This window comes from Sphingomonas horti (assembly GCF_009753715.1).
GTDB classification, from domain to species: Bacteria; Pseudomonadota; Alphaproteobacteria; order Sphingomonadales; family Sphingomonadaceae; genus Sphingomonas_B; species Sphingomonas_B horti.
Map to the genome: position 1 here is coordinate 259,649 of NZ_WQMS01000006.1, position 13,235 is coordinate 272,883.

Annotated in this window: 13 protein-coding genes and 1 tRNA gene; 7 read left to right on the top strand and 7 right to left on the bottom strand. The window is 67.2% G+C overall.

Annotated features, from left to right (window positions below; all coding sequences use genetic code 11):
• The first annotated feature begins 67 nt into the window (after positions 1–67).
• Positions 68–1,699: an MFS transporter gene (locus GON01_RS04880; protein WP_232328662.1), complete on the top strand. Its 1,632-nt coding sequence runs from the start codon at positions 68–70 to the stop codon at positions 1,697–1,699.
• Here the strand turns inward: GON01_RS04880 and GON01_RS04885 are convergent.
• Positions 1,635–2,252 carry a GNAT family N-acetyltransferase gene (locus GON01_RS04885; RefSeq protein ID WP_157026236.1) on the bottom strand — a complete coding sequence of 206 codons (618 nt, stop codon included), beginning with the start codon at positions 2,250–2,252 and terminating at the stop codon, positions 1,635–1,637. The two genes, GON01_RS04880 and GON01_RS04885, sit on opposite strands and share 65 nt — an antisense overlap.
• Before the next feature lie 254 nt (positions 2,253–2,506).
• Between GON01_RS04885 and GON01_RS04890 the strand changes: the two genes are divergently transcribed.
• Genes GON01_RS04890 through GON01_RS04900 form a run of 3 tightly spaced genes read left to right on the top strand, consistent with a single transcriptional unit; the run spans position 2,507 to position 5,430 of the window.
• The gene (locus GON01_RS04890; protein ID WP_157026237.1) at positions 2,507–3,313 is read left to right on the top strand and encodes a universal stress protein; all 807 of its coding nucleotides are present in this window, start codon (positions 2,507–2,509) and stop codon (positions 3,311–3,313) included.
• A gap of 22 nt (positions 3,314–3,335) precedes the next feature.
• A complete protein-coding gene (locus GON01_RS04895) occupies positions 3,336–4,136 on the top strand; it encodes a universal stress protein (RefSeq protein WP_181599901.1) in 801 nt (266 codons plus the stop codon).
• A gap of 19 nt (positions 4,137–4,155) precedes the next feature.
• Positions 4,156–5,430 (top strand): MgtC/SapB family protein, encoded by a 1,275-nt coding sequence (locus tag GON01_RS04900; protein ID WP_309503093.1) that lies wholly within the window; start codon positions 4,156–4,158, stop codon positions 5,428–5,430.
• Positions 5,431–5,499: 69 nt separating this feature from the next.
• Here the strand turns inward: GON01_RS04900 and GON01_RS04905 are convergent.
• Positions 5,500–5,589, bottom strand: a tRNA-Ser gene (locus GON01_RS04905).
• 124 nt (positions 5,590–5,713) lie between these two features.
• Between GON01_RS04905 and hspQ the strand changes: the two genes are divergently transcribed.
• Positions 5,714–6,085 carry a heat shock protein HspQ gene (hspQ, locus tag GON01_RS04910; protein ID WP_157026238.1) on the top strand — a complete coding sequence of 124 codons (372 nt, stop codon included), beginning with the start codon at positions 5,714–5,716 and terminating at the stop codon, positions 6,083–6,085.
• A gap of 9 nt (positions 6,086–6,094) precedes the next feature.
• Here hspQ and GON01_RS04915 read toward each other — a convergent pair whose 3' ends face one another.
• From GON01_RS04915 to thrB, 3 genes are all read right to left on the bottom strand, one after another.
• On the bottom strand, positions 6,095–6,886 hold the full coding sequence (locus GON01_RS04915; RefSeq protein ID WP_157026239.1) for a Crp/Fnr family transcriptional regulator: 792 nt from the start codon (positions 6,884–6,886) through the stop codon (positions 6,095–6,097).
• A 172-nt stretch (positions 6,887–7,058) separates the two neighbouring features.
• The gene (gene rnhA, locus GON01_RS04920; RefSeq protein ID WP_157026240.1) at positions 7,059–7,505 is read right to left on the bottom strand and encodes a ribonuclease HI; all 447 of its coding nucleotides are present in this window, start codon (positions 7,503–7,505) and stop codon (positions 7,059–7,061) included.
• Complete coding sequence (gene thrB / locus GON01_RS04925) at positions 7,502–8,440, bottom strand: homoserine kinase (RefSeq protein WP_157026241.1); 939 nt, start codon at positions 8,438–8,440, stop codon at positions 7,502–7,504. Before thrB ends, rnhA begins: the two co-directional genes overlap by 4 nt.
• Positions 8,441–8,534: 94 nt before the next feature.
• Here thrB and GON01_RS04930 point away from each other — a divergent pair, with 94 nt between their 5' ends.
• Together GON01_RS04930 and GON01_RS17410 are read left to right on the top strand one after the other, a co-directional pair.
• Entirely contained in the window at positions 8,535–10,604 is a 2,070-nt protein-coding gene (locus GON01_RS04930) for a hypothetical protein (protein WP_181599902.1), read from the top strand.
• Positions 10,605–11,533: 929 nt separating this feature from the next.
• Positions 11,534–12,055 carry a PEPxxWA-CTERM sorting domain-containing protein gene (locus GON01_RS17410; protein ID WP_198159788.1) on the top strand — a complete coding sequence of 174 codons (522 nt, stop codon included), beginning with the start codon at positions 11,534–11,536 and terminating at the stop codon, positions 12,053–12,055.
• Positions 12,056–12,113: 58 nt separating this feature from the next.
• Here GON01_RS17410 and rplL read toward each other — a convergent pair whose 3' ends face one another.
• A complete protein-coding gene (rplL, locus tag GON01_RS04940; RefSeq protein WP_157026244.1) occupies positions 12,114–12,497 on the bottom strand; it encodes a 50S ribosomal protein L7/L12 in 384 nt (127 codons plus the stop codon).
• Between the two features lie 83 nt (positions 12,498–12,580).
• On the bottom strand, positions 12,581–13,096 hold the full coding sequence (gene rplJ, locus GON01_RS04945; RefSeq protein WP_157026245.1) for a 50S ribosomal protein L10: 516 nt from the start codon (positions 13,094–13,096) through the stop codon (positions 12,581–12,583).
• Positions 13,097–13,235 lie beyond the last annotated feature (139 nt).

Genomic DNA, 13,235 nt, shown 5'->3' on the forward strand with positions numbered 1-13,235 from the left:
TTTCGCCGCGCGAACGGCCAAGGCATTGCGGATGGCCGACCAGGCATCTTCCGGGCCTCGAGCGACGATGTCGCCGCTATCCGTTCCGATCTTTCGGGCGGTCTGGGTTTCGAGCATCGTTTCCAACTTCGGCGGGCTGATCCAGTCGGTCGGCGCGTCGTGGCTGATGATCGCGCTTGGCGCGTCGCCGCAGCTGATTGCGCTGGTCCAGGCATCGACGACGCTGCCGATTATGCTGCTGTCGCTGTTCGCCGGCGCGATCGCCGACAATCTGGACCGGCGCAAGGTGATGCTGTCGGCCCAGGTCTTCATGCTGCTGGTCTCGGCAATACTGTCGGGGTTCGCCTGGGCGGGTTGGCTCACGCCCTGGCTGCTGCTTGGCTTCACGTTCCTGATCGGTTGCGGCACCGCGCTGAACGGACCGGCGTGGCAGGCCTCGGTTGGTGACATGGTGCCGCGCGCGGCGCTGCCGGGCGCCGTCGCGATGAACAGCATGGGCTTCAACATCGCGCGCAGCGTCGGCCCCGCGATCGGCGGCGCGATCGTCGCCGCGGCCGGCGCCGCCGCGGCGTTCCTGGCCAACGCGGTCAGCTATATCGGGCTGATCGTGGTGCTGGCGCGCTGGCGGCCCCAGCCTGCCGAAGGACGGCTCCCGCCCGAACCGGTCGGCACCGCGATGGCTGCCGGCGTCCGCTACGTCGTCATGTCGCCAGGCCTGCGCCTGGTGCTGATGCGCTCGCTGGTCTTCGGCCTGGCCGCAAGTGCGGTGCCGGCGCTGATGCCGTTGGTCGCGCGGGACCTGATCGGCGGCGGGCCGCTGACCTATGGCCTGCTGCTCGGCGGGTTCGGGCTGGGCGCGATCGGCGGTGCACTGGGGACGACCCGGCTGCGCACGCGCCTCAGGCCGGAAGGCGTGGTGCGCGCCGCCGTGCTGGCGCTGGCGGCGGGCGCCGCGATCGCGGCGGTCAGCCGGGCCATGCCGCTCACCATCGCCGGGCTGCTGCTGGCCGGCGCAGGCTGGGTGCTCGCCTTGTCGACCTTCAACGTATCGGTGCAGCTGTCGACGCCGCGCTGGGTCGTCGCCCGCGCACTGGCGCTGTACCAGATGGCTGCGTTCGGGGGGATGGCGGCGGGCAGCTGGCTGTTCGGCATCATCGCGGATATCGATGGCGTCGCGACCGCGCTGCTCGCCGCGGCGGCGCTGCAGCTGGTCAGCCTGGTGCTGGGCTTCCTGTTCGTGCTTCCCGACATCAGCGATCTCGACCTCGACCTGCGCGACTGGCAGGTGCCGGTGACGAACGTGCCGATCCTGCCGCGCAGCGGGCCGATCGTCGTCACGATCGAATACCGGATCGAACCGGCCGACCTGCCCCGCTTCCTGGCCGCGATGGATGAGCGCAAGCGCATTCGCCGCCGCGACGGCGCCCGGCATTGGACGCTGCTACGCGACCTCATGGAGCCCGATCTGTGGATCGAGCGCTATCACGTCGCGACCTGGCTCGATTATGTGCGGCACAACCAGCGCCGCACCCATGCCGACATGGAAAACAGCCGCGAGCTGCTCGCGCTGCATCAGAGGGACGGCGACCCCGTCGTCCATCGCCGCATCGAGCGCCAGACGCGCCCGCCTGCGATCAACCGCGGCACCCTCGACCCCGAAGTGGCGGACCCGCTGACCGATCCCAGCCGGTCGAGCTGAAGGTCGCGAAAGTCGGCGCCCTGTCAGCGCCGGCAAGATCCTTGCTGACGAGAACGAGAGTGGGATCGCCCCGATATGGTTCGGTCTTGAAGCCCATATCCGTCTCGACAGCGAGAGCGCTGCGATTCTCGCGGCTTTCGACCGACTCGATCCGCTTGATGCCGCGTTCCTTCGCATGGCGCGCCAGGTGGTCTAGCAGGGCCCAGCCGATCCCGCGCGCCTTGTAGTCGGCGCGGAGCGAGATCGCGACTTCGGCCCTGGTCAACTCCGGATCGGCGGCGAGCATGGCGGTACCGATCAGCCGGTCGCCATCGAAGGCGAGGAAGTTCTCGCTCCGGTCATGGTCGACGGCGACGAGATTCTCGAGCTGCGCATCGCCGATCGTGTGCACGGGCGTCAGGAACCGGAACCTGCGATCGTCGGGGGAGACGTGGGTGAAGAATTCGGCAAGACGCTGCTTGTCCGCGGGTTCGGCGGACCGTACGCAAAACGTGAAGTCCTTCCATGTCGTCAGGGTCGTGCCCTGCTCCGTCGCGGTCGAAGTGCCGGGCATGCCTGCCTCCCTTGTCGTGGTGCGTCGATAGAGACGAACCAGAAAAGGCGCGCGACGTTCCATTCGGTCATGCGATCGGGCGCAGTCGGTAGAAAGCCGATAAACAGGATCGCCCGCGCAGGCAGCATTCATTCTCAAGCACGGCCGCGGCGCTGGTTCCGGCACGACCTCCGTAGAGTTGCGGATGGGGAAACACCCCAATTGCTGCCGGCCTGGGACGTAGCCATTATGGCTGCGAAACGGAGGTTGGTGCGATGAAAAACGTGCTGCTGCTCGCCCATGACGATGCCGGCCAGGAGGCACGGCTGCAATGTGCGCTGGACGTCACGCGCGCGATCAACGGGACCCTGACGTGCCTCAATGTCACGCACTTTCCCTTCTTTGGGCAGGAGTTCGTGACGACTGCCGGCGACATGATTGCGTTCGCCGACGCGCAGGAACGAGAGGCCCGGAATGCGTCCGAGCTGAGAAGGCGACTGGCGGCCGAAGGGGTCAGCTGGGAAGTGCTGGAAGCGACCGGCGACTTCGCCGACATGCTGGTCGCGAACGCGGCCATGACGGACCTGATCGTCGTCAGCAAAAGGCTCGCATCGGCCGAGCAGCCGGACATGATGGCCGTCGCCTCGCGAGCGGCCATGGAGACCCGCGCGCTGGTTATGGTCGTGCCGGAAGATATCGAGCGGCTGGCCCTGGATCGCCCGGCGCTTGTCGCGTGGGATGGCTCGGCCCCCGGCATGGCGGCGATGCGCGCCGCGATGCCGCTGCTGGCGTTGGCGAAGTCGGTCACGGTCTTTACCGTGGACGAGGACGACAAGGGACCGTCGGCCGAACATGCCGCCCGCTACCTGTCGCGCAATGGCATCAGGGCCGAGGTGACGCACAAGAAGAGCGACGGGATCTTCCCGCCCGACGTGCCGATCCGGGCGGCGTGCGACGATCTGCGCGTCGGCTTCTGCGTGATGGGCGCCTATGGCCGTTCGAAACGGATCCAGGACCTGTTCGGGGGCGTGACGCGGCGGATGCTGGTGAAGACCGGGTGCCCGCTGCTGATCGCCCATTGAGAAAGAGGAAAGGAGATCGGCCGTGAAGAATATCCTGCTGCTGGTGCACGACGATGCTGGTCAAGAGGCACGGTTGCAGGCCGCCCTCGACCTCACGCGCGCCGTTTCGGGGCATCTCGCCTGTGTCGACGCTGTCCAGATGCCGGCGATCATCGACAGCTATGGCGGCGCCGGCACGGCCATGCTGCTGGAAGAAGCAAGGAGCCGTGAAGGCGAGAACAAGGCGCGGACGCAGCCGCGCCTCGTTGCCGAAGGCGTCAGCTGGAGCTGGACGGACTCGATCGGCTCCCTGCCGGAGTGCGTGGCCGATGCCGCCCGCACTGCGGACCTGGTGGTGCTCAACAGCTGCCTGGACGCTTTCCCGGCCCCCGACATGCGCTACGTCACGACCGAGGTGCTGAAGCGCAGCCGCGCGCTCGTCGTCGCCGTCCCTGACTCCTGCCGCGGGTTCGACGCAGCGGGCAAGGCGCTGGTTGCCTGGGACGGCTCCGAGCGCGCAATGGCGACCGTCCAGCGCGCAACGCCGCTGCTGTCGCTCGCGAGCGAGGTCAAATTATACCAGGTCGGCGAGATCGGCGAACGCGACATTCCCGCGGAAGACGCTGCGACCTACCTGTCGCGCCACGGCGTCAACATCGATGTCGAAATCGCGCCGCCGGCCGACAGCATCGCGGTTGCGATCCGGATGGAGGCGGAGCGGTTCGGGGCCGCTTACCTGGTGATGGGAGCCTACAGCCATGGTCCCGTCCGCGAAGCCCTGTTCGGCGGCGTCACGCGCGCGATGCTGAGCGCCTGCTCGCTCCCCCTCGTGCTCGGACACTGAGCTCTGTGATCGGTAGCGTGTGACCTTTCTCGAAACCGTCGCCGGCAAGCTCCTCGCTTCGATGGTGATCGGATTGCTGATCGGCGTCGAGCGGGCCTGGCAGTCGCGCGGCGAGCAGCCCGGTACCCGCGTCGCCGGCATACGCACGTTCGGACTGGTCGCCCTCACCGGCGCCGCTGGCGGGCTGCTGCTGGACGCGCGCCAAACCGTCGCCGGCAACGTGATCGTGGCGGTCGCGGCGGTGGCGATCGGCATCGGCTATTGGCGCACATCCCGCGAACACGATCAGCGCAGCGCCACCAGCGCGATCGCGGCGCTGCTGACGCTTGCGCTCGGCATACTCGCCGCCTGCGGATTCGCGGTCGAGGCGGTTGCCTCAGCCTGTATCGCGACGGTGCTGCTTGCCTCGCGCGAGCAGCTTCACGGCTGGATATCGGGGCTGAGCGAGGCCGACGTGCAGGCGACGGTCCGCTTCGCGCTGATCGTCGCCGCCGTCTGGCCGCTGCTGCCCGATCGCGCGTTCGGGCCCTACGATGCCTGGAACCTTCGCTATCTGTGGAGCGTGGTGGTGCTCGTCGCCGGCTTTTCCTTTGCCGGCTATGTCGCCAACAAGCGCTTCGGCCAGGGCGGCGGGACCTTCGCGACGGCAGCTTTGGGCGGCCTCTATTCCTCGACCGCGGTGATCGCGTCGCTATCGATCAAGCTCCGCGGGCAGAATCCCGCCCATCGCGTGATCACCGTCGGCATCGCGATTGCCTCCACGGTGATGTTCGCGCGTGTTCTGGTGCTGGCGGCGATCCTCGCGCCTGCCGCGCTGCCCGGCTTTGCGGCGACGATCGGGCCCGCCGGCATTGTTGCCGCGGCGTATGCGGGCTGGCTGATCCGCAAAGCGTCGGCGGACCGGGAGGAAGCGGCAAGCGAGGCTGACGGACGCAACCCGATCGAGCTGCTGCCGGCCCTGTTCTTTGCCGCGCTTGTCGCCGCCACCGCGGTTGCCACCCGATGGGCGGAGCAACGTTTCGGCGGGATGGGTGTGGGCGCGGTGATCGTCATCAGCGGCAGTTTCGACGTGGACGCGGCGACCGTTACGCTGGGAGGTTTGCCGCCCGGCACTTTATCGCCGCACGTGGCGGGCCTGGTGCTCGCCGGACCGGTTCTGATCAATACGCTGTTCAAGGCCATAGTCGTGCTCGTCAATGGCGGCCGACACCGCTGGAGCGCGGCGATGCCGCTGCTGGCCGCCGCCACGGCCGTCGCTCTCGCGATCACGGCTGGAGCGATAGCCGGCGGCTGATTATCCTCTCGGGATCAGCTTGTGCCGCTTGCGGCGGTCCGCAGCGACTGAACGGGGCAGGAACAATTGTGGCGGAGAGGGTGGGATTCGAACCCACGGTACCGTTGCCGGCACGCCGCATTTCGAGTGCGGTGCTTTCGACCACTCAGCCACCTCTCCGCGAGATGATTGGGGCCCGCGATCGGGCGCCGGTCGAGCGAAGCGGTGCCCCTAGCGGAACGGGAAGCGGGGCACAAGCGTCTGCTTGGCGCAGGCACTTCGCCTCCCTAAATAGGCTTGGACCATGGACAAGCATTATCCCCTGGCCGACCCCCACGTCACCGCGCCACCGATCGTGCATGCGCGCTTTTCCGTCGGGCAGATCGTACGCCACCGGCTGTTCGATTTCCGCGGCGTCGTGTTCGACATCGATCCGGTCTTCGCCAATTCGGAAGAATGGTATCAGGCGATCCCGGAATCGGTCCGCCCTTCGAAGGACCAACCCTTCTACCATTTGCTCGCCGAGAATTCGGACAGCAGCTACATCGCCTATGTGAGCCAGCAGAACCTGCTGGCCGATACCGACGCCGCGCCGGTGGATCACCCGGCCATTTCCGGCCTGTTCGAGGACTTTCGCGACGGCCGCTACCAATTGCGCCGCGAACACCGCCACTGAGCACACACCCTAGACCGCGGTCTTCGTGTCCACCACCTTTTGCGGCCGCGCGTCGGGAAGGACGGCGCGGAAATGGTTCTGCACGCTCTGATAGCATTCGCACGCGCAATGCTCGATCGCGGCGCGGTCCAGGATCACCATCCTGCCGCGGCTGTAGCTGATCAGCCCGCGTTCCTGCAGCACCCGCGCGACGCCGCTGACGGTCGTGCGCTGCACGCCCAGCATCTCGGCGAGATATTCCTGCGTCAGCGCGATCTCGTCCGAATCGACGCGGTCGTGCGTGGTCAGCAGCCAGCGGCACAGCCGCGCGTCGATCGCGTGGAGCGCATTGCACGCGACCGACTGCATGGTCTGCGCCAGCAGCGTATCGGCATAGCGGCTGAAGAGGTCGCGGATCGCGCCCGACCGTTCCTTCGCGCTTTCAAGTGCCGAGGTGTCCATCTTCAGCGCGGTGCCGCCGATCTGCACAACCGCGCGTGCGAAGGCCGGCTTGTTGCCGGCGCTGACGATGCCGCCGATCGCGCCTTCGCGGCCGATCGTCACTGCCTCGACCGCGCGGCCGTCCGCCATCGTCACGACCAGCGACGCCACCACGCCCGGACCTGGAAAATAGCTGTAGTTGACGTCTTCTCCCGGCTCGAACAGCACGTCGCCGCGCGTCAGCAGCACGCTGGACATCGATGATTCCAGGATCGCCCTATCGGTCGGGTTCAGCGACGCGAGCAGCCGATTGCCCGCAAACTGAAGCGCCACGCTCAGAGTGGCGCCAGCACGGCGGCCATTGTCATTATCGTTACTCATACGCCCCCCGGCGCGACTGGCCCACAGCGGGCGCAACCGACTTGCGATACGACTATCGCCGTCTGACGGGTGCGTCTGTCCGCGAGCCGACATAAGGTGCCACATTCTGTGCCAGCCCGGAACAGAAATGCGGCCTAATGAGAAATTGCGGATGTTTGGCGACGATCGGGCGTCAGCCGCGCTGGGCTTGCGCGGCGTCACTGGCGAGCCGGTCCGCGCGCTCGTTGTCGGGGTGGCCGGCATGGCCCTTCACCCATGTCCATTCGATCCGGTGCGGCTGCGCGGCGGCGACCAGCGCCTGCCACAGGTCGGCATTCTTGACCGGCTTCTTGTCGGCCGTCTTCCAGCCGTTGCGCTGCCAGCCCTTCAGCCATTTGGTGAGGCCGTCCATCACGTAGCGGCTGTCCGTCGCCAGCTTGACGCGGCACGGACGCTTCAGCGCGTTCAGCGCCTCGATCGCGGCGGTCAGCTCCATCCGGTTGTTCGTCGTCAGCGTCTCGCCGCCGCTCAGCTCCTTCTCCGTCTCGCCGAAGCGCAGCACGGCGCCCCAGCCGCCCGGGCCCGGATTGCCCTTGCACGCGCCATCGGTGGCGATCTCGACTTCGGGAAGCTCATTCATGCGGCGGCGTAGTGGTCGAGCCGGCGCAGAAAGGCGAGGGGGTCCTTGGGCGTGACCAGCGCATCGGCCGGCGTATTGAGCCAGTCCCAGGCTCGCGTCAGCAGGAAGCGCAGGCAGGCACCCCGGGCAAGCGTGGCGAAGGCGGTACGCTCTTCCGGCAGCAGCGGATGCGCGGCCTCATAGCTGGCGACCAGCGCGTCGCCGAGCGCCGGGTCGAAGCGGCTGCCGTCCGGCGTGAAGCACCAGGCGGCGTGCATCACCGCCAGGTCCCAGGCGCGCACTTCGGTGCAGGAGAAGTAAAAATCGATCAGCCCGGTGACGCGGTCCCCCAGCATCAGGACATTGTCGGGGAACAGATCGGCATGGATGACGCAGCGGGGCAGGGCGGCCGGCCAGTGCGCGTCCAGCCAGGCAAGCTCGTGCGCCACACGCGATCCCAGCCACGGCGCGATCCGGTCGAGCTGATCGCCGCATTTCTCCGCGAGGGCGTGCCAGCCGGACGGGCCGAGGCTGTTCGGCCGCTCCTGATCGAACTCCCGCAACGCCAGGTGCATGCGCCCGAGCGCCGTGCCGGCTGCGCGTGCCTGCGCCGCGTTGGGGTGGGCGACGGACAGGCCGGGCATGAACTCGATCAGGCAGGCCGGCCGTCCAGCGACGCGCTGGATCTGGATTCCGTCCCGGTCCGCGAGCACGCGCGGCACCGGGTTGCCGCTTGCCGCCAGATGATCCAGCAGCGCGATGAAAAAGGGCAGGTCCGCCTCGTCCACGCGCTTTTCGTACAGGGTCAGGATGAAGCGCCCGCCGGTAGTGTCGACCAGGTAATTGCTGTTCTCGACGCCCTCGGCGATGCCCTTGGCCGAAATCAGCGCGCCGATGCCGTAGCGGGCTATCAGCGCCTCGAGTTCGTCGGCGGGAACATGAGTATAGACGGCCATGGCCCCTGATCGGGCAGCCGGTGCGAAAAGGAAAGCACCGCAAGAGTCGCGGATCGCATGACGATCCTGTATGGTCGGCCGGAGGAGGGGGCCGATGGCGTCTCGTCTCTGGGTAGGTGAAGTCGCGCCCCGGATCCTGGTCCGCTGCTGGGGTGATTTCGCGATCGAGGATGGCGCGACCGGCGCCGACCTCAAGCCCCGCGGCCGCAAGGCGCGGGCGCTGCTCGCCTATCTGGTGCTTCATCCCGGCAAGGCCGTCAGCCGCGAGAAGCTGACCGGTCTGTTTTGGGGCGACCGCGCGGAGGAGCAGGCGCGGGGCAGCCTCAGGCAGACGCTGTTCGAGCTGCGCGACTTGGCCAATGGCGGCGGCGTGTTGCTGGTCGAACGCGAGAGCGTGGCGCTCGTGCCGGACAGGGTCTTGACCGATATCGAGGGAATGCGTGCGCTGCTTGAGGCGGGCGACTTTCAGGCATTGCTCGCCGCGCTTCCCGACCGCGACGAGTTGCTGTTCGCCAATCTCGACGGAATCGATGCGGGTTTCGACGAATGGCTGCACGTCGAACGGACGCGACAACGGGACCTGCTGGTCACGTTGATCGGGGACGCTTCGGCCGCAGCGCTCGCCACGGGCCAGGCGCGCAGTGCGCGCGCGTTTCATTCGCGGCTGCTGGAATTCAATCCGGACGACACCAGGCCGGCATCGCCATCATCGGACTCGCCGCTATCGCCACCCGCATTCACCGCGACAAATGAGCCGCGCAAGTGGCGAGCCGTCGCTGTCGCGGCTGCGGTGTTGCTTGCAACCGGCACGGTCGGCGGCGCGATGTGGTTGCGCGCCGACGCACCGGTTGCTCCAGTTCCCGATCGCGACGTGCGCGAGCTTTACAATGTGGCGCATCAGATCATCTACCAGCGCAACGGCGAGCAATTCCCGATGGCGACGCAGCTTCTGCGGCGTGCCCTCGCGCTTGCGCCGAACGATGTGGCTGTCATGGCCGACCTTGCGGCCATCATCGCGATGAACAACCGGACTCCCGATGGCCTTGCCGAGGCCGAGCGCCTTGCCCGGCGCGCGATCCAGCTCGATCCGAACTCGGCGACGGCGAATGGCGTCCTCGGCATGGTGTTGGGCTTTCAGTCGGATGAAGCGCGTGCCGCCGTCAAGAAGGCGGCCCGGCTCAATTCGAACGATCCGCAAATCCAATTCTGGTTGAGCAACGTGCTTGGGGTCGAAGGAGATTATGTCGGACGGCTGCAGGCGCTCCGCCGGGCAGCGGCGATCGATCCGCTCTGGCATCGTGCCTCGGGCACTGCCGCGGTGGCGGCCTGGGAACTCGGCTATCCCGATGAAGCCGAGGCCTATGTCGCCCGGCTGCGCGAGCGTGATCCGCGGCTGGCGTTCCTGTGCGGCTACTCCGTCGACATGGCGCGGGGGGATTATGCCAGCGTCGTGCGCGATACGGTGGCGGCGCGTCAGCGGCTCACGGAGGCGGATGCCGCGGACTCCAAGCTCGGAATGGCACTGCTGGTGCTTGGTTACGAGCAGCCGGCGCGGTTGCTGCTGCGCCTGCCCCCTCCATTGTGGCGCATCGTCAGCGGGGCGGGGCCGGCACCCGGTGAGTTGGAGCCGCTGCTGATCGCGGCGACCGTGGACGATCCTGCCGCGAGCCTGGCGCTGACTGGTTTGCGCGAAACGCTGAAGGCCGGGCGAGCCGCTGAAATCGTCGCCGCCTATGACCGGCGCGTCGGCCTTCTGGCGGAGCTTACAGCTGGCAATCCGTCCAATGTCGATCTTATCACCAACGGGCTCCAGGTTGCGCTCGCCCTTCGCGCGGTGGGGAGAGAGCGGGAAGCTGACGAACTGCTGGTCCGGGCTGATTCCGCCATCCGGCAGAGCTTCAGCCATGGCGCGGTCCCGAACTGGCTGTATGCAGGGGCGTCCGGCGTGTGGGCGGCGCAGGGGCGGAAAGAGGAAGCGCTTGCGGCGCTGAAAGCCGCGATCGACCGGGGCTGGCAATATGCGCCGCTGACGCCGCTGCCGGACATGGCGGAAATTCCGTCTTTCGCCGGCCTTCGCGGCGATCCGCGGTTCGAACGGCTCCGGCAGCGTCTGAAGGACCATATCCAGCGCGAAAGACGCGCAGTCGGGCCCGTTCCGGTTTAGGACAAAAACGACATAAATGCGCGCAGTCGTTCGATTTAACGCCTGTCTAACGCTGATCTGACGGCGGTCCGACTCTCGCTCGGCATCTTCCCGAATCGCGGCTCATCGCAGCCCGTGATCAGGGGAGTTGAACAATGAAGAAGAGCGTAAAGACTGTGTTGGCACTGGCGACGGCGCTGGCTTGGGCCGGCCCGAGCGGCGCCGCGATCACCGTCAATGACGACCCCGTGCTGTTCTGGAACGACCTTGCCGTGAAGACCTTCGGCGGCAACCCGCTGACCCAGTCGCGGGCGGTCGCGATGGTCAATACCGCGATGTACGATGCGGTGAACCGGACCTACAATGGCGCCGGCAACTACTACAACCAGGGCGTGGCCGCACCGGGCGGCAATGTTCGCGCAGCCGCCTCGGTGGCGGCACACGATGTGCTGGTCGCGGTCGACCCGACGCATGCGGGGACTTACGACATGGCACTGGCGTCGAGCCTCGGCCTGGTCGGCGCAGGCACCGCCAAGGAGAATGGCAAAGCGACCGGCGCCGCCTATGCGGCCGCCATGCTCGCCAATCGGCAGAATGACGGCTCGACGGCGGTGGTGCCCTATACGCCCGGCATGCTGCCCGGCCAGTGGCGCCCGACGCCGCCGAACAATGCGCCGGCTGCGGCGCCGCAATGGGCTGATGTGAATCCGTTCCTGATGGCCGCCAACGATCAGTTCCGGGCCGGCCCGCCACCGGCGCTGTCGAGCGCGGAATATGCTGCGGCTTATAACGAGGTGAAGGAGATTGGGGCACTCAACAGCATGACGCGCACGGCCGACCAGACCGCGAGCGCGCTGTTCTGGGACACGTCGAACGGCATGACGTGGATCCGGATCGGGGTCGACGTGATCGCCGACGATCACTTGTCGACACTTCAGAACGCCCGGGTGATGGCCAAGCTGTCGACCGCCATCGCGGACTCGTTCATCTCGGTCTGGGACACGAAGTACGAGTATAATTTCTGGCGGCCGATCACCGCCATTCGAGAGGGCGACACCGACGGCAATGCCGATACCGAGGCCGATGCGGGCTGGACTCCCCTGTTCGGGACGCCGAACCACCCCAGCTATGCTTCGGCGCACTCGATCCAGTCCGGAGCGGCCGCGGCGGTGCTGCTCGATCTGGTCGCGGACCAGGCCTTCTGCAACACGATCGGTCCGGACATGCGGTGCTTCAGCGGCATCGCGCAGGCGGCGCAGGACGCCGCCGACAGCCGGCTATGGGGCGGCATCCACTGGCGCTTCGATAATGAGGCCGGGCTTGCCGCCGGCGACGCGATCGGCCGCTGGACGCTCGCGCAGAGCGCCTTCAACGGCGTTCCCGAACCGGCAAGCTGGGCGCTGATGATCGCCGGCTTCGGCCTCGCCGGCACGGCGCTGCGGCGGCGGCCAGTGCGCGTCGCTTACGCTTGACGTGAAAAGGGGCGGCCCGTCGCCGGACCGCCCCTTCTCCTTTGAAGCTTCGTGAAGCTTACTTGAGTTCCACCGTAGCGCCGGCTTCCTCGAGCTGCTTCTTGATCTTCTCGGCCTCGTCCTTGTTCACGCCTTCCTTGACGGCCTTCGGCGCGCCCTCGACCAGGGCCTTCGCCTCGGTCAGGCCGAGGTTGGTGATCGCACGGACTTCCTTGATCACGTTGATCTTCTTGCCGCCATCGCCCGTCAGGATCACGTCGAACTCGGTCTTCTCTTCGGCGGCAGCGGCGCCACCGGCAGCGCCACCGGCGGCCGGAGCCGCAACCGCCACCGCAGCGGCGGCCGAGACGCCCCACTTCTCTTCGAGCATCTTGGACAGGTCGGCCGCTTCCAGAACGGTCAGCGACGAAAGCTGGTCAACGAGGGACTGAAGGTCTGCCATTTTATAACTCCATCATCTGTGTGCTCCGGCGAAGGCCGGAGCTTTGTTCACCACTCCGGCCTTCGCCGGAGCACACCGTGCACTTAAGCGTCTTCTTTGGCGGCGTAGGCGCCGAACACGCGGGCAAGCTGCGCGGCGGGCGCCTGGGCGATCTGCGCCAGCTTCGTCGCGGGCGCCTGAACAAGGCCCACGATTTTGGCGCGCAGTTCGTCAAGCGACGGCAGCGAAGCGAGCGCGGTGACACCCGCCGGATCCAGGGCAGTCTCGCCCATCGCCCCGCCGACGATCTCGAACTTGTCGGTCGTCTTGGCGAAGTCCACGGCCACCTTGGCGGCCGCGACCGGGTCGTTGGAATAGGCGAGGCCGGTCGGCCCGGCCAGCATCGTGCCGATGCTGGCATAGGGCGTTCCCTGGATCGCGATCTTCGCCAGGCGGTTCTTCGCTACCTGGTAGCTGGCGCCGGCTTCGCGCATCTTGTTCCGCAGGTCCGTCGACTGCTTGACGGTCATGCCCTTGTTCAGGGTCACGACCACCACGCCGGTTGCGGCAAAGGTGTTGCTCAGCTCTTCGACCAGCTCTGACTTTTGAGCTCGATCCATGCCATTCTCCTTTGTGGCGCGCGGAAACGTTCCGTGCGCCGGCTCACTTGTCCGAGGGGAATGGTTGCGCGGCTTTTGCGGCTCGGCCAAAGGCGGAGCGGCAGACCCGAAATCTCTTCCCCGTCTCGGCTGGAGATTA